The sequence below is a fragment of the Mycobacterium sp. Aquia_216 genome (assembly GCF_026723865.1).
GTDB lineage: Bacteria > Actinomycetota > Actinomycetes > Mycobacteriales > Mycobacteriaceae > Mycobacterium.
Genome location: NZ_CP113529.1, coordinates 4,409,824 through 4,428,547, shown reverse-complemented (window position 1 = coordinate 4,428,547; position 18,724 = coordinate 4,409,824). Strand labels below are relative to the sequence as shown.

Genomic DNA, 18,724 nt, shown 5'->3' with positions numbered 1-18,724 from the left:
TTGACCGGCATAACTCAGCTGCTCGGCGCGCTCGCGTTGATCTGCCTGGGCGGCGTTTTCACCGCGATTGACGCCGCGATGAGCACCGTGTCGCTGGCTCGGGTGGCCGAGCTGGTGCGCGATGAGCGGCCCGGCGCTCGGTCCCTGTCGAAGGTCATGGCCGACCGGCCGCGCTACATCAACCTGGTGGTGCTGTTGCGCATCACCTGTGAAGTCACCGCGACCGTGCTGCTCGTGGTGTTTCTCTACGACAACTTCGGTCTGAACTGGGCGGTGTTCGGTGCGGCGACCATCATGGTGCTGACCAGCTTCGTCATCATCGGGGTGGGTCCGCGGACCCTCGGCCGCCAGCATGCGTATTCCATTTCGATGGCCACAGCCATTCCGCTGCAAGTGATCTCGTCGCTGTTGATGCCGATCAGCCGGCTGCTGGTGGTACTGGGTAATGCGCTGACACCCGGCCGGGGTTTCCGCAACGGGCCGTTTGCATCCGAAATCGAGTTGCGCGAAGTCGTCGACCTGGCCCAGCAGCGCGGCGTGGTCGCCGCCGACGAACGCCGGATGATCGAGTCCGTATTCGAACTCGGCGACACCCCCGCGCGCGAGGTCATGGTGCCGCGGACCGAGATGATCTGGATCGAAAGCGATAAATTCGCCAGCCAGGCAACCAACTTGGCCGTGCGCAGCGGGCATTCCCGCATTCCGGTGATCGGCGAAAACGTCGACGACATCGTCGGAGTGGTGTATCTGAAAGACCTTGTGGAGCAGACGTTCTTGTCGGCCGACGGGGGCCGGGACACCAAGGTGTCGCAGGTGATGCGTCCGGCCGTGTTCGTGCCGGACTCCAAGCCATTGGATGCGCTGCTGCGGGAAATGCAGCGCGACCGTAACCACATGGCGCTGCTCGTCGACGAGTACGGCGCGATCGCCGGTCTGGTCAGCATCGAAGACGTGCTCGAGGAGATCGTCGGCGAGATCGCCGACGAGTACGACCAAGCGGAGACGGCCCCGATAGAGGACTTGGGCGACAAGCATTTCCGCGTGTCGTCGCGGCTGCCGATCGAAGACGTCGGCGAACTGTACGGCGTGGAATTCGACGACGACCTCGACGTCGATACGGTGGGCGGCCTGCTGGCCCTGGAGTTGGGCCGGGTTCCGCTGCCCGGCGCCGAGGTGGTCTCGCACGGCCTGCGGCTGCGTGCCGAGGGCGGCCCCGACCATCGCGGCCGGGTGCGGATCGGTACCGTTCTGCTCAGCCCGGCCGAGTCGGAGGATCACGAGTTTGAGAGCACTCATCATGGCTGAGCAGCTGGATCCCGACGACGCCGAGCTGGTGGCGCTGGCCCGCGCCGCCATGGCCCGTGCGGAGACCGGCAGCGGCGCCGCGGTCCGTGATGCCGATGGCCGCACGTATGCGGCTGCGCCAGTGGACTTGTCGGCGCTGAAGCTCACCGGGCTGCAGTCGGCGGTGGCCGCGGCCGTATCCAATGGGGCCACCGGACTGGAGGCCGCCGTGCTGGTGGCAGGATCGGCCGACGACCCCGGCATCGCCGCGGTGCGCGAGCTCAGTGCCACTGTGGCGATCATCCTCACCGATCGCGTCGGCACCCCGCTATGACCGAATTCCGTTCGGGCTTCGTGTGTTTGGTCGGCCGGCCGAACACCGGCAAGTCGACGCTGACCAACGCTCTGGTCGGCACCAAGGTGGCGATCACCTCGAAGCGGCCGCAGACCACCCGCCACACCATCCGCGGCATCGTGCACCGGGAGAACTTCCAGATCATCCTGGTCGACACCCCGGGTCTGCACCGGCCGCGCACTCTGCTGGGCAAGCGGCTGAACGACCTGGTCCGCGACACCTACACCGAAGTCGACGTCATCGGGCTGTGCATCCCGGCTGACGAGGCGATCGGTCCCGGCGACCGCTGGATCGTCGACCAGATTCGTTCGGTTGCACCCAAAACCACCCTCTTCGTGATCGTCACCAAGATCGACAAGGTGCCCAAGGACCGGGTGGCGGCCCAGCTGGTTGCGGCCAGTGAACTCGTCGACGGATCGGCCGAAATCGTCCCGGTGTCCGCGGTGGCGGGCACGCAGGTCGACATGCTGATCGACCTGCTGGCCGCGGCACTGCCCGTCGGCCCGGCGTATTACCCCGACGGCGAGCTGACCGACGAGCCCGAAGAGACCTTGATGGCCGAGCTCATCCGCGAGGCCGCCCTGGAGGGAGTGCACGACGAGCTTCCGCATTCGCTGGCGGTGGTGATCGACGAAGTCAACCCGCGCGAGGATCGCGACGATCTGATCGACGTGTACGCGCTGCTTTATGTCGAGCGAGACAGCCAGAAGGGCATCATCATCGGCAAGGGCGGGGCCCGATTACGGGAAGTGGGAACGGCGGCGCGCACTCAGATCGAGAAGCTGCTAGGCACCAAGGTCTATCTCGACCTGCGCGTCAAGGTTGCCAAGAACTGGCAGAGCGACCCTAAACAGCTTGGGCGGCTCGGCTTTTAGCGCGTCTCAATCTTGCGGCGGGGCATGGTCGTGCTCCCACCACACCTTCGGCTGCTTGGCGGCCCAGCCGCAGACGGCCTCCAGCTCGGCGGCCAGCGAGATCAGCATGCCCTCGCTGTTGGCCGGACCCATTAGCTGCACGCCGATCGGCAGGCCGTCCGAGGTGAACCCGGCCGGCACGTTGATCGACGGCCAGCCCAAGACATTCCACGGCCAGGTCGCCGGGCACAACTTGATCATGGCGCGGTCGGTGCCGAAGCCGCCCAACCGGTCGAAGGATCGTGCCAGTGGCGGCGGCTGCGCGGTCGTCGGGGCCAAAACGACGTCGACGATGTCGAAGATCGAGCCCACTCGGCGCTGCAGAGCGGCCTCGTGTTGGCGTGCGTTGCGCAGGATCGCCTGCCCCAGCACATGACCCATCCTCAGGTTGGACAAGGTGCGAGGGTCCAGGACGACACCGTCGCCCAGCCGCTCCTCCCATTCCCGCAGTCCGGCGGTCGACCTGGCCAGAAAGTCCCACCCCAACCGCAGGCCGTAGTCCGGGTTGCCGGTCACGACCGCGTGGCCGAGCAATTGGAGCTGCTTGCCCACCGCACGGGTCGCGGCCAGGATCTCGGGATGCAGCTTGGCCCGAAAGAAGGTGTAGGCGAACCGGGTTGACAGCGCGATGTTCAGCGGCCCGGGCGCGATGCTGACGTAGTCGGACGCCGTCAGTGGCGGCGGCTTGTGCCGGTCGCCCTCGACGTTTCCCGAGGCGGCGTCGAGCACCAGCGCCGCGTCGGCCACCGTGCGGGCCAGCACGCCGTTGACCGTGATCCCGTTGAACGCCTCCGGCAATGGCCAGGTCGAGATGCGGCCACGCTGCGGCTTGATGCCGACCAGGTGCGTCCAGGCCGCCGGGATGCGGACGCTGCCGGCGCCGTCGGAGCCGATCGCGGCGGTGACCAGACCCGCGGCGACCGCGGCCGCGCTGCCGCCCGACGAGCCACCCGGGGTGTGCCGCCGCGACCACGGATTGCGGGTGTACCCGAACCCGGGCCCGCTGGTGAACGGCCACTGGCCCAGCTCGCAGCTGTTGGTCTTGCCGACGATCACCGCCCCGGCGGCCTTGAGGCGGCGGACCACCTCGGCGTCCTGGGTGGCGGGCCGGACGTAGCCGTCGGTACCGAAGGCCGTCGGCACGCCAGCAACATCGACGTCGTCCTTGACGGCGATCGGGACGCCCAGCAACGGCGCCGTGTCTCCGGCGGCCCGTCGCCGGTCGGCCTCGGCCGCGTCGGCCAGCGCGGACTCGGTCAAGACCACCCGGAATGCGTTCAGCGTGGACTGGCTGGCATCGATCGCGTGCAGCGAACGGCGCACCAATGTGTCGGATGTCACCGACCGGCTGGCCAGCTGATAGAGCAGGTCAGTGAGTGTGGGCAGGCGCGTGCCGCGGGATCCGGAAGCGGACCCGGAAGCGGACTCGAAAGCGCCAATCACGGGGTACGAGACTATCGGCGCGGATCCCCGCGATGTCGCGGCGGGGTGCAAAACTGTTGAGATGCGGCTGTATCGAGACCGAGCGGTAGTGCTACGCCAGCACAAGCTCGGCGAAGCCGACCGGATCGTCACCCTGTTGACCCGCGAGCACGGGCTGGTCCGCGCGGTGGCCAAGGGGGTGCGTCGCACCCGCAGCAAATTCGGCGCGCGGCTGGAGCCGTTCGCGCACATCGATGTGCAGCTGCATCCCGGCCGCAATCTCGACATCGTCACCCAGGTCGTTTCGATCGACGCGTTCGCCACCGACATCGTCAGCGACTACGGCCGGTACACCTGCGGGTGCGCGATGCTGGAAACCGCCGAACGCCTCGCCGGTGAGGAGCGGGCGCCCGCCCCGGCACTGCACCGGCTCACGGTGGGCGCGCTGCGGGCGGTGGCCGACGGACGCCGCCCCCGCGAACTGCTACTGGACGCCTACCTGCTGCGTGCCATGGGTATCGCCGGCTGGGCGCCGGCGCTGACCGAGTGTGCCCGCTGCGCCACACCCGGCCCGCATCGGGCGTTTCACATCGCCGCCGGTGGCAGCGTCTGCGGTCACTGCCGCCCGGCGGGCTCGACCACGCCGCCGCTGGGCGTGCTGGAACTGATGTCCGCGCTGCACGATGGCGATTGGGAGGCCGCCGAGGCGACGCCGCAATCCCACCGCAGCCATGTCAGCGGATTGGTGGCCGCCCATCTGCAATGGCATCTGGAACGCCAGCTCAAGACGTTGCCGCTGGTGGAGCGCAATTATCGGGTAGACCGGACCATCGCCGATCGGCGCGTCGCGCTGATCGGGCAGGATGAGGCCTGTGGCTAAGCACCACGAGCGCACCCTGAAGTCCAAGGACTACCTGGCCTTCCCGCAACTGCCCGCCGCGTCCGACGACTACCCGACATTTCCCGACAGGTCGACATGGCCGGTGGCGTTCCCCGAGCTGCCGCCCGCTCCCGGCGGCGGCCCGAGCCGGCCACCACAGCACACGTCGAAGGCGGTCGCGCCGCGGATCCCGGCGGATCGACTGCCGAACCACGTGGCCATCGTGATGGACGGCAATGGCCGCTGGGCTACCCAACAGGGATTGACCCGTACCGACGGCCACAAGGCGGGCGAGGCGGTCGTCATCGACGTCGTGTGTGGGGCAATCGAAATCGGGATCAAGTGGCTGAGCCTTTACGCCTTCTCCACCGAAAACTGGAAGCGGTCCCCAGAGGAGGTCCGCTTCCTGATGGGATTCAACCGCGACGTGGTCCGGATGCGTCGGGTGAACCTCAAGGCGATAGGGGTCAAGATCCGGTGGGTGGGGTCACGGCCGCGCCTGTGGCGCAGCGTGATCAATGAATTGGCGATTGCGGAGGAGATGACGAAGGGCAACGACGTCATCACCGTCAACTACTGCGTCAACTACGGTGGCCGCGCCGAAATCGCGGAAGCTACAAGGGAAATCGCGCGCCTGGCCGCTGCCGGCCGGCTCAACCCTGAGCGCGTCACCGAGACGACGGTGGCGCATCACCTGCAACGGCCCGACATCCCGGACGTGGATCTATTTCTGCGGACCTCGGGGGAGCAGCGCTCCAGCAATTTCATGCTGTGGCAGGCGGCCTACGCCGAATTCATCTTTCAGGACAAGCTGTGGCCCGATTACGACCGTCGCGACCTGTGGGCCGCGTGCGTTGAATACGCGGACCGCAACCGACGGTTTGGGAGCGCCTAATGCCATCGCTGCAGGAGCGCCTGGGATCGATCCTCCGCGACGTGCTGACCGTCGAGGACGAACCCGATGGCGGGCTGACGGTTCACCACGACGGCACCTTCGCGTCGTTGCGGGTGGTGAACATCGCCGACGGACTCGACCTGGTGTCGCTCACCCAGATCGTGGCGTGGGATCTGCCGCTGACCAAGAAGCTCAGCGACCAGGTGGCCAGGCAGGGGCACGACAGCAACTTCGGCAATGTGACCGTGGTCGAGAAGGTCAGCGACAAGGCCGCGCAGCGCAACTCCGGCAAAGGCGCGTCAAAAACCGCCGACGTGATGCTGAGATACAACTTTCCCGGTGCGGGTTTGGCCGATGACGCACTGCGCACCCTGATCCTGCTGGTGCTCGACACGGGCGCCCAGATGCGGCGCGTGCTGACGGCCTGAGCCTCTCTGACGACCGAATGCGCGGCCAGCCGTGCATTCGGCGCTCAGCGCGCGGCTGGCCGCACGCTCGGCGCGCATCGAAGCCCTCAGCGGGCGCAGTCCGAGCACATCCCGAAGATCTCTATGGTGTGGCTGACATCGGAATAACCATGCTTGGCGGCCACCTGCGACGCCCACTCCTCGACCTCGTGGTCACCGACTTCGATCGTGGACCCGCAGTGGCGGCACACCAGATGATGGTGATGGTGTTCGGAGCACCGGCGGTAGACCGACTCTCCGGTGTCGGTGCGCAGTGTGTCGACCATTCCCGCCGACGCCATGGACTGCAGCGTTCGGTAGACGGTGGTCAGCCCGATGTTCTCGCCGCCGCGGCGCAGCTCGTCGTGCAGTTCCTGGGCCGAGCGGAAATCGTCGAGCGTCTCGAGCAGGGTGGAAATCGCCGCCCGCTGGCGGGTGGACCGGACGCTGGTTCCTGTCATGGTGTGTCCTCACTGGCGTGGGCGACGGCATCGACGACGATGTGCGCCAGGTGGTGGTCGGCCAGCCGGTACAGCACTTCGCGGCCAGACCGCTCCCCGGCGACCACGCCCGCCGCCTTGAGAATCTTCAAATGCTGGCTGACCAGCGGTTGTGGCACTCCCAGCGCGTCGACCAGCTCGTGCACGCAGCGTTGCGATTCGCGTAGCTGCAGCACGATGGCAATCCGCACGGGTGCGGCCAGTGCGCGTAACAGTTCGCCGGCGGCATCGAGGATCTCGCGTGCCGGCGGCACCGGATATTCAGCGAACGGAGAAAGCTCGCCGCCCACCGCCTCGCCGTGCCGGTGGGCACCCAGAGCCGATGATGAGCCATGGGCTGCGGTCGGCATCACCATGCGAAAGTAATCACCTCGAGAAGTACCGGGTATGTGGAGCTCCACGAACAGGGAACGACTTCCACTGTCACATGCATGATGACGCATGTCAAAGACCCCGGGCCGGGTCGATACCATTGCTGATGTTTCGCGGGCGACGATTCGCCGCTCCGCCTCCGAATCATCCGAAAGGGAGTGGACCACCCCGTGGCGTCCGTCATCGACACCGTCGTTAACCTGGCCAAACGGCGTGGATTCGTCTATCCGTCGGGGGAGATCTACGGCGGCACCAAGTCGGCATGGGACTACGGGCCGCTGGGCGTGGAACTCAAGGAGAACATCAAACGGCAGTGGTGGCGCGCGGTGGTCACCGGTCGCGACGACGTCGTAGGACTCGACTCGTCGATCATCCTGCCGCGACAGGTGTGGGTGGCGTCCGGGCACGTCGAGGTGTTCCACGACCCGCTGGTGGAGTCGCTGATCACCCACAAGCGCTACCGCGCCGACCATCTGCTCGAGGCCTATGAGGCCAAACACGGCCACCCGCCGCCCAATGGGCTGGCCGATATCCGTGACCCGGAGACCGGCGAGCCCGGTCAGTGGACCGAGCCGCGCGAATTCAACATGATGCTCAAGACCTACCTCGGGCCCATCGAGACCGAGGAAGGGCTGCACTACCTGCGGCCCGAGACCGCGCAGGGCATCTTCGTCAACTTCGCCAACGTCGTGACGACCGCGCGGCGCAAGCCTCCGTTCGGTATCGGGCAGATCGGCAAGAGCTTCCGCAACGAGATCACGCCGGGCAACTTCATCTTCCGCACCCGCGAGTTCGAGCAGATGGAGATGGAATTCTTCGTCGAGCCCTCTACCGCCAAGGAATGGCACCAGTACTGGATCGACACCCGGCACCAGTGGTACGTCGACCTCGGCATCAACCCGGAGAACCTGCGGCTCTACGAACACCCCCAAGAGAAGCTGTCGCACTATTCCGACCGCACCGTCGACATCGAATACAAGTTCGGTTTCCAGGGCAACCCCTGGGGTGAGCTGGAAGGTGTCGCCAACCGCACCGACTACGACTTGTCCACGCACGCAAAGCATTCCGGTGCTGACCTGTCCTTCTTCGACCAGGTCAGCGACACTCGGTACACCCCGTACGTGATCGAACCCGCGGCCGGTCTGACGCGGTCGTTCATGGCGTTTTTGATCGATGCCTATGCCGAGGACGAAGCCCCGAACGCCAAGGGCGGTGTGGACAAACGCACCGTGCTCCGCCTGGACCACCGGCTGGCTCCGGTCAAGGCGGCGGTGCTGCCATTGTCCCGGCATGCCGATTTGAGCCCCAAGGCCCGAGACTTGGCCGCCGAATTGCGGAGATCGTGGAACATCGATTTCGACGATGCCGGCGCGATCGGGCGCCGTTACCGGCGCCAGGACGAGGTCGGGACGCCGTTCTGCGTGACAGTGGATTTCGATTCCCTGCAGGACAACGCGGTCACCGTGCGCGAACGCGACGCGATGACTCAGGAACGGGTGGCGATGGACGCCGTCGGCGACTACCTGGCGGTTCGGCTCAAGGGCTCCTAGCTGGCCTTATTCAGGCATTTGGGCAAACGCGGCAATTTGGTGTAGTGCTGCCCTACGATCCGGCCTTAGTCTTATACGCAGTGTCCAGTCGCCGTATGACTGTAGGGGTGCAGTTGTGAAGCCGTAGAAACGGCTGGGCGTGTCCGAGGTACTAGATGGTTCTGGATTTTGCGTTTTTGCCGCCGGAGATCAATTCGGCCCTGATGTATGCCGGCGCGGGTTCCGGGCCGCTGCTGGCTGCTGCCGCGGGGTGGGACGGATTGGCCGCCGACTTGTGGGCGTCGGCCACGTCGTTCGACTCCGTGGTGTCGGGCCTGGCGTCGAGTGGGCAGTGGATGGGCCCGTCCTCAGAGGCGATGGCGCAGGCAGCGGCGCCGTATTTGCAGTGGCTGCACACGGCGGCGGCGCACGCCTCCATGTCTGCCGCCCAGGCTCGGGTCGCGGCGATGTCCTACGAGTCGGCATTCGCGGCGACGGTGCCGCCCGTGGCGGTGGCAGCGAATCGCATCCAGCTGATGACACTGATCGCGACGAATATTCTGGGCCAGAACACGGCGGCAATCGCGGCCACCGAATTCCAGTACATCGAGATGTGGCTTCAGGATGTGCTGGCGATGTTCGGCTATCACGCGGGAGCGCAATCGGTCGTGTCGGCGTTGCCGTCGATCAGTGCGGCGCCGTCGAGTTTGGCGGGGTTGTTCACCACGCCGCTGAGTACGCTGGCGTCGCAGTTCGCCGGGGCGTTGTCGTCGGTGGGTGGTCAGATATTCGGTCCGGGGTTCTCGTCCGCCGTGACCGCGATTCAGTCCGCGCTGACCCAGGTGGGGTCGATAGTTTCGTCGGCGCCGGTGTCGTCATTGATGTCGGTGGCCCAGATCGGAATGTATCCCGCGAGCGCGTTGACGACGCCGATGATGGCGCTGGCGCAGGGCACTGTCCCCGCTACGTCGCTGGCCAGTGCGACGAATATGACGGCCGCCGGGGCGTCGCAATCCGTCGGTTCGACCGCTCCGACGATGCGGATGCTGAGCGGCGACGGGAGCTGGGGCTCGTCAATTTCGGCCAGTCTGGGCAGGGCGCGGTTGGTCGGGTCGATTTCGGTGCCCGCGGTGTGGCAGGGGTCGACGCCCGCTCCGGTCCTCAGCGCGGCGATGGCGGGAGCGGGAGCGCCCGGCGCCGTCGCAGAGCCGGTCGGATCCCCCGGTGGCATGCCGGTGCCCGCGCGGGCGGGCGCCGCGAATGACAAGCCGGCCGAAATGTTGGGTCGTGCCGGAGAAAGTCCGCCCCACGTGGTGCAGGGCCGGCCCAAGGTAGTGCCTCGCAAGGGGGCCTGAGCGAGCCGGAGCAATTGCCCGGGCGGGCCAAACGAATGGATCGGGCTGCCGCGAATTTCCCAAATGTGTTGCAGGCGAGTATTCATCGGTTAATCGCTTAAGCAAACTATTAGGTACGGTTTGCGCGGGTGAACCATTACGTTCGCCCGCCATGCTCGGCAGAACGCCCTGGCCGCGGGCCGCGGCATCGTGGACACCGACCCGGCCGCACGCGGCCCGTGGGATTCGACGAACTGTCGCGCCGACGTGGCGCGGCGCGGGCCGTCGCGAACGCGCCTGCTCGGCCCTGCGGCCACATCGCCGCAGAACCTTTGCCGAGCAACATTTTTCGCAGTACATGCCGAGTGTGTGGTTCGGCGCGGCGCGTCACATCGTGCGGTCGCGTCCTGCCGACGCTTCGGTCGGCCGGGTGTGACGGCGGTCGCGGTCGCGGGCACCTACCGGGCGCGAAATTCCGAGTGTGGCGGCGCAAAAGCCGGAGATTCCGAACAATTGTCCGTGGTTTTGATTTAGTATCGGAAATACTTGGTGGTGATTTTTTGCACCGTTGGGGATGGTGTTAACAGAGTTTCGGGTGTGGAAGGGGGCATCGTGCTATTGCCTCTCGGTTCACCCCTGCCGGACGATTCGGTCGCGGCAGTTCGGGGTGAGTCAGGCATGCTCGGTCGCTTAACGGTTCCGCTCAGTTGGGGCGTGGCTGTTCCGCCGGACGACTATGACCATTGGGCACCGGAGCGCGAAGAGCGCACCGCTGACGATGACAAAGCGACCGACGGGCCGGATTCAGAGGCCGCTTCCGAAGGCATGAGCGAAAAGTGGGGCGAATGGGGAGGCGAAGCCGAACCTCGCTTCGAAGCGCCGCGACCCAGCAGCGTTGTACCGCATTCTCCGTGGGCAGGTTGAGATAAAAAACTGCCGGCCAATTGGCCCGGCACGTCGGTGTATTGAGTCCGCGGGCTGGAGTGGGCAGGCCCAGGCGACGTCCTACGACACCATGGGTCAGATGAACCAGGCGTTCACCAACATCGTCAACATGCTCCACGGCGTGCGTGACGGACTCGTCCGGGACGCGAACAACTACGAGACGCAAGAGCAGGCCTCGCAGCAGTCCCTCAGCCACTAGTGGCGAAAGTCGTTGCTGCCCAACAATTGAGGACGTAGACAATGTCGATCAATTACCAGTTCGGAGACGTGGATGCGCACGGCGCGCTGATCCGCGCGCAGGCCGCTTCGCTGGAGGCCGAGCACCAGGCCATCGTCCGCGATGTGCTTGCTGCGGGGGACTTCTGGGGCGGTTCCGGTTCGGTGGCTTGCCAGGAGTTCATCACCCAGTTGGGTCGTAACTTCCAGGTGATCTACGAGCAGGCCAACCAGCACGGGCAGAAGGTGCAGAGCGCCGGCAACAACATGGCCAGCACTGACAGCGCCGTCGGGTCCAGCTGGGCCTGAACGATGTCGATCGCGGGGCCGCACCGAGTCATCGGTGCGGCCCTGATTCCGTGATGGCTCAGAACACGCGCCCGCCACCCATGATGGGGTGGCTCAGAAGCGGCCGCCGCCACCCATGAAGCCGCCGTCGGAGCCGCCCGGCGACGAGTTCGACGAGCCGCCGAACGACGCGGGGCTCCAGCCCCCGAAGCCGCCCCCAATCCCTCCGCCGAGCAGGTCGCCGATGATGATCCCGCCGAGCATCGCGCCGGTGTCGTTGCCGCCGCGGCCGGTGTAGGCGCGCTGAGCCGACACCACGTCGGCGTTGGCCAGCGATTGCGCGTTGGCCGCCAGTGTCGATGCCGCATTCGCGTGGGCGATCGCCTCGGCCGGGTTGGTCGACTTTGTGGCCTCGGCGGCTTCGAGATGTCGTTGGGCTTCGGCGAGCCGGGTTCGAGCGTCGGGTCCGATGCTGCCCCGACGGGTGTCGATGTAGTCGGAGACCCCTCGTACGCGAGCCTGGGCGGTGAACAACGCCTGTTCGAGCGACCGATTGAGCCGTTCGGCGTCCGCCCGTTCCTTGGCCAGGGTGGCCAATACCCGGTTGAGCTCGGCGTCGGCCTTGGCCAGCGCAGCGAAGGTGCCCAGCGGATCGGCGGATCCACCCCCGGCGGCGTCGACGGCTCTGGTCGCGGCGTCACGGGCCGCGACGAGCTCGCTGATATGCGGGGATTTCGTGTTCTGCCCGTGCAGCTGCTCGGCGGCGTGCGCAATGCCCGCCTTGGTGTCGGTCAGCACCGCCGGCAGCTTCTCGACGGCACGCCGGATGTCGGTGGCCACATTGTCCACCGCATCGAGCAGCGCGCGAGCCTGCCCGAGCGCCGACTCGGCGGCACGCACCGCGTCGACCAAACCGCCCTGCTGTCCGCTGACCGCGTTGCCGGCCAGCGTTCGGGCCGAGCTGATGTTGCGGTCGGCAAACGCCAGCCGCTCCTTAGTGGTGGAGATATTGCCCGATACCGAAGTCAGTGCCGCAGGACCGAATTCCGTGTTCAACTCGGCGAGCCGCTGTTCGGCCGGCTCGATGCGGCTGGTGAGTTCGACGACCTGCTGGGTCAGCGCGTCGAGCTTCGATTCGGCGTTGACCACCAAATCCCTTAGCTGCTCGAACGCCTCGGTCTGTGCTTCCAGTTCGCGGTCGGCGCCGGCCGCCGAGACGATGACCTGGGTGAGCAGCTGGCGCTGCTGCGCGGGTGTCTCGGGTGTGGTGTCGTCAAGCTGCTGGCGCACCGTAAAAGCTTCGGACAGAGCGGCTTTGGCGTTGTTGACGGCCCGGGTAAAAGGTTCGGTGCGCTCGGCGCCGAACTCGTCGATCGCCAGGGCAAGCTCGTTGGAGCTGGTGCGCACCGCGTTGTCGACCGCGACCACCATCGACCGCGACAGGTCGTCGAGTGCTCCCAGTGGCACGGCGGCCAGCGCCGTGGGATCGGTGGGGTCGACCCGTCGCGCGGCTGCCAATTCGGCGGTGCGGCGTCGCCGGCGCCGATAACGCGTGACGAGGACCAAAGCCACCACCGCGAGCACGATCACGCCCAGTGCGCCGAGCAGCCAGAATCGGTTCGACGAATTCGGCGTCGCGTTGAGGCCGTTCGCCGCGGAAACCGCGGCCCCCCGCCAATCCCCGTCGCGCAGATCGGGTTCGATCTCGTTGCGGCGCAATTGGTCCACCTGAGTTTGGGTCACGCCTTTCACCCCGGACGGCACCAGGAAGGCATACGCGCGTCCGGTGGTGGCGACCGCCAATACCGCGTCGTAGGTACCCAAATCGCTTTCGTGGACCGTGCGCTGCGCCCAGCTCATCGCGTTCTGGCCGGAGAAGTCGTCGACGTAGACCACCCACAGCCGGATGTGGCGGTCGGCGTAGAGCTTGTCGATCGCCGCGCTCACGTCGGCGTGACCGGAGGGCGACAGTGCGCCCGCGTTGTCGGTGACATACCCGGGCAGCCGGAACGGGGGCTGCGCGTCGGCAGCCGGTGCCACCAGCAGCCCGGTGATGAGCGTTGTCAGGATCACGCCGAGTAGGCGGCCAGTGCGCATAGGTCAATTTAGCCCCGCGACCGCACCGGCCCGCAGGGCGTGAGGCGGGGTGCCGCGGGCCGCGGAACGGCCCGGGCCAGAGCGGAGCCACTTCCCGGCATTCCCTGGCAGACTGTGCGTCGGTGATCACGAACCTGCAAGACCCATACGACGACTTCGACCGGCAACGGCGGGTACGGGAAGCGCCGAAGACCGCGGGTCTGCCGGGCACGGAAGGTCAGTACCGCAGCGACTTCGCGCGGGACCGGGCGCGCGTGTTGCACAGCGCCGCGCTGCGCCGCTTGGCGGACAAGACGCAAGTCGTCGGGCCTCGTGAAGGCGACACCCCGCGCACCCGGCTGACGCATTCGTTGGAGGTCGCCCAGATCGGGCGCGGCATGGCGATCGGGCTGGGCTGCGATCTGGATCTCGTCGAGCTGGCCGGGCTGGCCCACGACATCGGGCATCCGCCCTACGGACACAACGGCGAGCGCGCACTCAATCAGGTGGCTGACAAGCACGGTGGTTTCGAAGGAAATGCCCAGAATTTCCGGATCCTGACCAGCCTCGAGCCCAAAGTGCTTGATGAGCAAGGCAATAGCGCCGGATTGAACCTGACCCGCGCTTCGCTGGACGCGGTCACGAAATACCCGTGGATGCGTCGTGACGGGGACCGCAAGTTCGGGTTCTACGAAGAAGACGGGCTGGCGGCGGACTGGATGCGCGCGGGAGCGCCGCAGGATCGAATGTGCCTGGAAGCACAGGTGATGGACTGGGCCGACGACGTCGCGTACTCGGTGCACGACGTCGAGGACGGCGTCGTCTCGCAGCGCATCGATTTGCGAGTGCTTGCCGACGATGACGAGGCGGCGGCGCTGGCCAAGCTGGGGGAGAGCGAATTCTCCCGGGTGAGTGCCGACGATTTCATGGCTGCCGCGCGCCGGCTGTCGGGGTTGCCGGTGGTTGCCGCGGTTGGCAAGTACGACGCCACGCTGGCAGCGTCGGTCGCACTCAAGCAGTTGACCAGTGAATTGGTGGGGCGATTCGCCTCGGCCGCGATCGCGACCACGCGCGCGGCGGCGGGCCCCGGTCCGCTGGTGCGTTTCCAGGCCGATCTGCAGGTGCCCGACTTGGTTCGCGCCGAGGTTGCCTTGCTGAAAATCCTGGCGCTGCAGTTCATCATGTCCGATCCGCGGCATCTGGAAACTCAGGCTCGTCAGCGCGACCTTATTCATCACGTGGCGCAGTGGCTCTACGCCGGAGCGCCCCGAACGCTCGATCCCGTCTTCGCCTCGGCATTTGCCACCGCGGCCGACGACGGCGCCCGGCTACGGGTGGTCATCGACCAAATCGCCTCGTATACCGAAGGTCGGCTGGAGCGAATCGCTGCCGGCCCGACGAGCCCGTAACGGCCGCATGGCACCCGTTAGGCTGCGGGCATGAGCAGACACACCGCCGTTGCCGCCGCCCTGTTGTCGATCCCGATCGCGGCCGTCAGCGCCTGCAGTTCGCCCCAGCATGCGAGCACCCAGCCGGGCACCACGCCTCCCGTCGCGAGCGGCTCTGCCAGCTCGTCGGTGACATCCAGCCCGTCGTCGAGCGGCCAAGCCCTGACCGCCGCTCTGAAGGCGCCCGACGGCCGGCAAGTGGCCACGGCCACCTTCGACTTCGCCGACGGCTACGTCACCGTCACCGTCAAGACGGACACCCCCGGCATCCTGGCGCCCGGTTTCCATGGTCTGCACATTCACGAGATCGGCAAATGCGAGCCGAACTCGGTGGCCCCGACCGGCGGTCCACCCGGTGACTTCTTGTCCGCGGGCGGCCACCTCCAGGCGCCCGGGCACACCGGGAAGCCCGAAAGCGGCGACCTGACCTCGCTTGAAGTGCGCCAGGACGGCTCGGCTTACCTGGTGACCACCACCGATGCGGTGACCAGGGACCTGCTGCTGGGACCGAACAAGACCGCTTTGATGCTGCACGGCGTGGAAGGTGGCGACATGCCGGGAATGCCCGGCATGCCCGGTGGGGCAATGGAGCGCGTCGCCTGCGGCGTGATCAACCCGGCCAGCTGAGCTGGTCGTCACTGGTTGATGGGAGGGCGCGGATCCGGCGTCCTAGACTGAGCCGATGGCTGGCCGGATCTCCGATCGTGATATCGCCGCCATCCGTGAACGTGCCCGCATCGAGGAAGTCGTCGGCGATTACGTCCAGCTGCGCCGCGCGGGCGCGGACTCGCTGAAGGGCTTGTGCCCCTTCCATAACGAGAAGTCGCCGTCGTTTCACGTCCGCCCCAACCACGGCCATTTCCATTGCTTCGGCTGCGGCGAGGGTGGCGACGTGTACGCGTTCATCCAGAAGATCGAGCACGTCAGCTTCGTCGAAGCCGTCGAACTGCTCGCCGACCGGATCGGCCACACGATCAGCTACAGCGGCCCGGCCACCAGCGTGCAGCGCGATCGCGGCAGCCGCAGCAGGCTTGTCGCGGCGAACGCCGCCGCGGCCGAGTTCTATGCGGAGGCGCTGGAGTCCGACGAGGCGGCACCGGCCCGTCAGTATCTGAAGGAGCGCGACTTCGACGCCGAGGCCGCCCGCCGGTTCGGCTGCGGATTCGCGCCGTCTGGCTGGGACAAGCTGACAAAACATCTGCAGCGCAAGGGTTTCGAATTCAAGGAGCTGGAGGCGGCCGGCCTGTCGCGGGAGGGGCGGCGCGGGCCGATGGACCGCTTTCACCGCCGGCTGTTGTGGCCCATCCGCAGTTCGTCCGGTGAGGTGATCGGGTTCGGGGCCCGGCGGTTGTTCGACGACGATCCGATGGAAGCCAAGTACGTCAATACGCCTGAGACGCTGCTCTACAAGAAGTCGGCGGTGATGTTCGGCCTCGACTTGGCTAAACGTGACATCGCCAGGGGACATCAGGCGGTCGTCGTCGAGGGCTATACCGACGTGATGGCGATGCATCTGGCCGGAGTCACCACCGCGGTCGCGTCGTGCGGCACCGCATTCGGCGACGAGCATCTGGCGATGCTGCGCAGGCTGATGATGGACGACAGCTTCTTTCGCGGGGAACTGATCTACGTTTTCGACGGCGACCAGGCGGGACGCGCGGCCGCGCTCAAGGCCTTCGAGGGCGAGCAGAATCTGGCGGGTCAATCCTTTGTCGCGGTCGCCCCGGACGGCATGGATCCGTGCGACCTACGGCTCAAGGCCGGCGACGGTGTTCTTCGCGACCTGGTGGCACGACGAACGCCGTTGTTCGAGTTCGCCATTCGCACCGCGATCGCCGAGATCGACCTGGACAACGCCGAAGGCAGGGTCGCCGCGCTGCGCCGCTGCGTGCCGATGGTGGGCCAGATCAAAGACCCCACGCTGCGCGACGAGTACGCCCGTCAGCTTGCCGGCTGGGTGGGTTGGGACGACGTCGCGCAGGTCATCGACCGGGTGCGGACCGAGGCGAAAAAGTCCAAGTCTCCTGCGACCCGGGGTGGGTCGGCGCCGACTCGTCGCGGCACCGAGCAGCCGGCGCACAGCGCCCCCGCCGAGCCCGCCGCGCGTCCCGACCCGCGCGACCCGACCCTGTGGCCACAGCGTGAGGCACTCAAGTCGGCGCTGCAGTACCCGGCGTTCGCCGGCCCGGTGTTCGACACCCTCACCGTCGAGAGCTTCACCCACCCCGGCTACGCGGCGGTGCGCGCGGCCATCGACGCGGCCGGCGGAACGTCGGCCGGCGTCACCGGTGCACAGTGGATCGACGCGGTGCGGCACCACACCACCTCGACCCTGACCGCCGGCCTGATCAACGAGCTCGGGGTGGAGGCCGTCGCCGTCGACGACGACAGACTGCCGCGCTACATCGCCGGGGTGCTGGCCCGTCTGCAGGAAGTCTGGATGGGCCGCCAGATCGCCGAGGTGAAGTCCAAGCTGCAGCGCATGTCGCCGATCGAGCAGGGCGATGAATATCACGCGCTGTTCGGCGACCTGGTCGCGATGGAGGCATACCGGCGCAGCCTGCTGGAGCAGGCTAGCGGCGACGATCTGACGGCGTGAGGGCCTCATCGGCCGGCCGCTCGGCTTCGCGTTGCACCACGGCGGTCTCGTTGTCGATCTCGGCCACGGTGACGAATCCGGCGTCCGGTGAGATCCGATTCGCGATCTTGCGCCGGCCACCCTCGATCATCGACTGCGCTACCGGGCTGCTGGTCAGCGCGCGGTACGTACCGACGAGCTGCTCGTATCGGCGGCGTCCGGCTTTCGAGCCCAGCACGTAGCCCAGTCCGAGCACGACGACATATCGGATCAAAACGTCCCTCCCCACGACGGTGCGGATGCGTCCATCCTGCCTCACTCGCCGGGGTGCGTGCGCCCCGATCGATCTAGCTGGGCATGCGCGGGCTGGCCCGAACTTGGGCGCGGGTATCCCGGTACGCTAAAGTCGTCCAGCGATCCGCGCCAGACCTCGCGCGCGGGCCAGGTAATCCCCTGTAGCTCAATTGGCAGAGCATTCGGCTGTTAACCGAAGGGTTGGTGGTTCGAGTCCACCCGGGGGAGCCAGGTCAGGGGGCATTTTCGCCACCCGTGGGCGATGACCGGGCTATTTTGCTCGATGCGCGGCGTCCGCGATCCTGCTGAGGTAGCCGCGGTAGCGGTGGTCTTTTCGTCAGGGCCGGAGCTGAGGGATTCATCGAGCGGGGCCACCGGGGACGCCGTACGCCAGCCACCACCCCTGGGATTCCGCATCCAGTCGAGAGTTGTTCATCAGCCCTCCGGCGGCGGGCACACCAATCAAGCGATCGCCGTGCGACTGTTCATCAGCCCGCGGACCGTCGAACGGCATCTGAACAAGATCTTCCCCAAGCTCCATTCGGCCCGCCGACAAGAGTTACGCACCACGCGAGGCGACGCCACCTAGGCACCTGGACGCGCGGGAACCGTCGTCGAACGGCTAGGCGGTAGGTCCCCAGCAGCGGCGGTCGCCCAAAGGTGTAGCGGCGCAACCCCATTCCCGCCAGCGCCGCGCCTCCGACCACCATTCGCAGCACATCGGCATTTCGAGATATCGGCAGAGCGGGTGCACGGACGGGCGCCGGATCGGCCGGAATATGTTCTGCGGCAGCAACTGCCGTCTTGATCGCCACACAGGCGCACAGTGTCGGTGCTTACCACACCACCACTAAGGCGCTAGACGGATGGGCGTGTACCGCGTGCACTCGCTTTCGTCCCGTGCGGAGGCCGCTACGGATTGACCAGGATTGATACGAGTAGTCGAAT

General features: G+C 66.9%; 20 protein-coding genes and 1 tRNA gene. 16 read left to right on the top strand and 5 right to left on the bottom strand.

From position 1 onward, the window contains the following. The 3 genes from OK015_RS20760 to era are packed head-to-tail and all read left to right on the top strand — an operon-like array spanning window position 1 to window position 2,514. Window positions 1-1,305: a hemolysin family protein gene (locus OK015_RS20760; protein WP_268125843.1), complete on the top strand. Its 1,305-nt coding sequence runs from the start codon at window positions 1-3 to the stop codon at window positions 1,303-1,305. After that, a complete protein-coding gene (locus OK015_RS20755; RefSeq protein ID WP_268125842.1) occupies window positions 1,298-1,618 on the top strand; it encodes a cytidine deaminase in 321 nt (106 codons plus the stop codon). The genes OK015_RS20760 and OK015_RS20755 overlap by 8 nt, the downstream gene beginning before the upstream one ends. Continuing rightward, window positions 1,615-2,514 (top strand): GTPase Era, encoded by a 900-nt coding sequence (era, locus tag OK015_RS20750; RefSeq protein WP_268125841.1) that lies wholly within the window; start codon window positions 1,615-1,617, stop codon window positions 2,512-2,514. Before OK015_RS20755 ends, era begins: the two co-directional genes overlap by 4 nt. A gap of 6 nt (window positions 2,515-2,520) precedes the next feature. Here the strand turns inward: era and OK015_RS20745 are convergent, their stop codons facing one another. After that, window positions 2,521-3,996 (bottom strand): amidase, encoded by a 1,476-nt coding sequence (locus OK015_RS20745; RefSeq protein ID WP_268125840.1) that lies wholly within the window; start codon window positions 3,994-3,996, stop codon window positions 2,521-2,523. Window positions 3,997-4,057: 61 nt separating this feature from the next. Here OK015_RS20745 and recO point away from each other — a divergent pair, with 61 nt between their 5' ends. Genes recO through OK015_RS20730 form a run of 3 tightly spaced genes read left to right on the top strand, consistent with a single transcriptional unit; the run spans window position 4,058 to window position 6,178 of the window. Beyond that, a complete protein-coding gene (gene recO, locus OK015_RS20740) occupies window positions 4,058-4,855 on the top strand; it encodes a DNA repair protein RecO (protein WP_268125839.1) in 798 nt (265 codons plus the stop codon). 16 nt (window positions 4,856-4,871) lie between these two features. Then, a complete protein-coding gene (locus OK015_RS20735; RefSeq protein ID WP_268132943.1) occupies window positions 4,872-5,750 on the top strand; it encodes a decaprenyl diphosphate synthase in 879 nt (292 codons plus the stop codon). Beyond that, entirely contained in the window at window positions 5,750-6,178 is a 429-nt protein-coding gene (locus OK015_RS20730; protein WP_268125838.1) for a hypothetical protein, read from the top strand. The genes OK015_RS20735 and OK015_RS20730 overlap by 1 nt, the downstream gene beginning before the upstream one ends. A gap of 86 nt (window positions 6,179-6,264) precedes the next feature. On the opposite strand, the gene OK015_RS20725 is transcribed toward OK015_RS20730, so the two are convergent. Both OK015_RS20725 and OK015_RS20720 read right to left on the bottom strand, forming a co-directional pair. After that, window positions 6,265-6,657 (bottom strand): Fur family transcriptional regulator, encoded by a 393-nt coding sequence (locus tag OK015_RS20725; protein WP_268125837.1) that lies wholly within the window; start codon window positions 6,655-6,657, stop codon window positions 6,265-6,267. After that, window positions 6,654-7,046, bottom strand: coding sequence for an ArsR/SmtB family transcription factor (locus OK015_RS20720; protein ID WP_442791316.1), 393 nt, complete (start codon window positions 7,044-7,046; stop codon window positions 6,654-6,656). The genes OK015_RS20725 and OK015_RS20720 overlap by 4 nt, the downstream gene beginning before the upstream one ends. 180 nt (window positions 7,047-7,226) lie before the next feature. Between OK015_RS20720 and OK015_RS20715 the strand changes: the two genes are divergently transcribed. The 5 genes from OK015_RS20715 (at window position 7,227) to OK015_RS20700 (ending at window position 11,401) form a co-directional block, all read left to right on the top strand. Continuing rightward, complete coding sequence (locus tag OK015_RS20715) at window positions 7,227-8,618, top strand: glycine--tRNA ligase (protein WP_268125836.1); 1,392 nt, start codon at window positions 7,227-7,229, stop codon at window positions 8,616-8,618. A 155-nt stretch (window positions 8,619-8,773) separates the two neighbouring features. Then, window positions 8,774-9,952: a PPE family protein gene (locus OK015_RS20710; protein ID WP_268125835.1), complete on the top strand. Its 1,179-nt coding sequence runs from the start codon at window positions 8,774-8,776 to the stop codon at window positions 9,950-9,952. A 591-nt stretch (window positions 9,953-10,543) separates the two neighbouring features. After that, window positions 10,544-10,855 (top strand): hypothetical protein, encoded by a 312-nt coding sequence (locus tag OK015_RS29100; RefSeq protein ID WP_326498556.1) that lies wholly within the window; start codon window positions 10,544-10,546, stop codon window positions 10,853-10,855. Then, the gene (locus OK015_RS20705; RefSeq protein WP_442791315.1) at window positions 10,836-11,075 is read left to right on the top strand and encodes a WXG100 family type VII secretion target; all 240 of its coding nucleotides are present in this window, start codon (window positions 10,836-10,838) and stop codon (window positions 11,073-11,075) included. Before OK015_RS29100 ends, OK015_RS20705 begins: the two co-directional genes overlap by 20 nt. 41 nt (window positions 11,076-11,116) lie before the next feature. Continuing rightward, window positions 11,117-11,401 (top strand): WXG100 family type VII secretion target, encoded by a 285-nt coding sequence (locus OK015_RS20700; RefSeq protein ID WP_268124020.1) that lies wholly within the window; start codon window positions 11,117-11,119, stop codon window positions 11,399-11,401. Between the two features lie 93 nt (window positions 11,402-11,494). Here the strand turns inward: OK015_RS20700 and OK015_RS20695 are convergent, their stop codons facing one another. Beyond that, window positions 11,495-13,477 (bottom strand): TPM domain-containing protein, encoded by a 1,983-nt coding sequence (locus tag OK015_RS20695; protein ID WP_268125834.1) that lies wholly within the window; start codon window positions 13,475-13,477, stop codon window positions 11,495-11,497. A 122-nt stretch (window positions 13,478-13,599) separates the two neighbouring features. Between OK015_RS20695 and OK015_RS20690 the strand changes: the two genes are divergently transcribed. Genes OK015_RS20690 through dnaG form a run of 3 tightly spaced genes read left to right on the top strand, consistent with a single transcriptional unit; the run spans window position 13,600 to window position 17,503 of the window. Further along, the gene (locus tag OK015_RS20690; RefSeq protein WP_268125833.1) at window positions 13,600-14,865 is read left to right on the top strand and encodes a deoxyguanosinetriphosphate triphosphohydrolase; all 1,266 of its coding nucleotides are present in this window, start codon (window positions 13,600-13,602) and stop codon (window positions 14,863-14,865) included. 30 nt (window positions 14,866-14,895) lie between these two features. Further along, the gene (gene sodC, locus OK015_RS20685; RefSeq protein ID WP_268125832.1) at window positions 14,896-15,531 is read left to right on the top strand and encodes a superoxide dismutase[Cu-Zn]; all 636 of its coding nucleotides are present in this window, start codon (window positions 14,896-14,898) and stop codon (window positions 15,529-15,531) included. A 55-nt stretch (window positions 15,532-15,586) separates the two neighbouring features. Next, on the top strand, window positions 15,587-17,503 hold the full coding sequence (gene dnaG, locus OK015_RS20680) for a DNA primase (RefSeq protein WP_268125831.1): 1,917 nt from the start codon (window positions 15,587-15,589) through the stop codon (window positions 17,501-17,503). On the opposite strand, the gene OK015_RS20675 is transcribed toward dnaG, so the two are convergent. Next, the gene (locus tag OK015_RS20675) at window positions 17,478-17,756 is read right to left on the bottom strand and encodes a hypothetical protein (RefSeq protein ID WP_268125830.1); all 279 of its coding nucleotides are present in this window, start codon (window positions 17,754-17,756) and stop codon (window positions 17,478-17,480) included. The genes dnaG and OK015_RS20675 overlap by 26 nt on opposite strands. Before the next feature lie 175 nt (window positions 17,757-17,931). Between OK015_RS20675 and OK015_RS20670 the strand changes: the two genes are divergently transcribed. Both OK015_RS20670 and OK015_RS20665 read left to right on the top strand, forming a co-directional pair. Continuing rightward, window positions 17,932-18,007 (top strand) — tRNA-Asn (locus OK015_RS20670). Window positions 18,008-18,038: 31 nt separating this feature from the next. Beyond that, window positions 18,039-18,365 (top strand): helix-turn-helix domain-containing protein, encoded by a 327-nt coding sequence (locus tag OK015_RS20665; RefSeq protein ID WP_268125829.1) that lies wholly within the window; start codon window positions 18,039-18,041, stop codon window positions 18,363-18,365. Window positions 18,366-18,724: the final 359 nt, after the last annotated feature.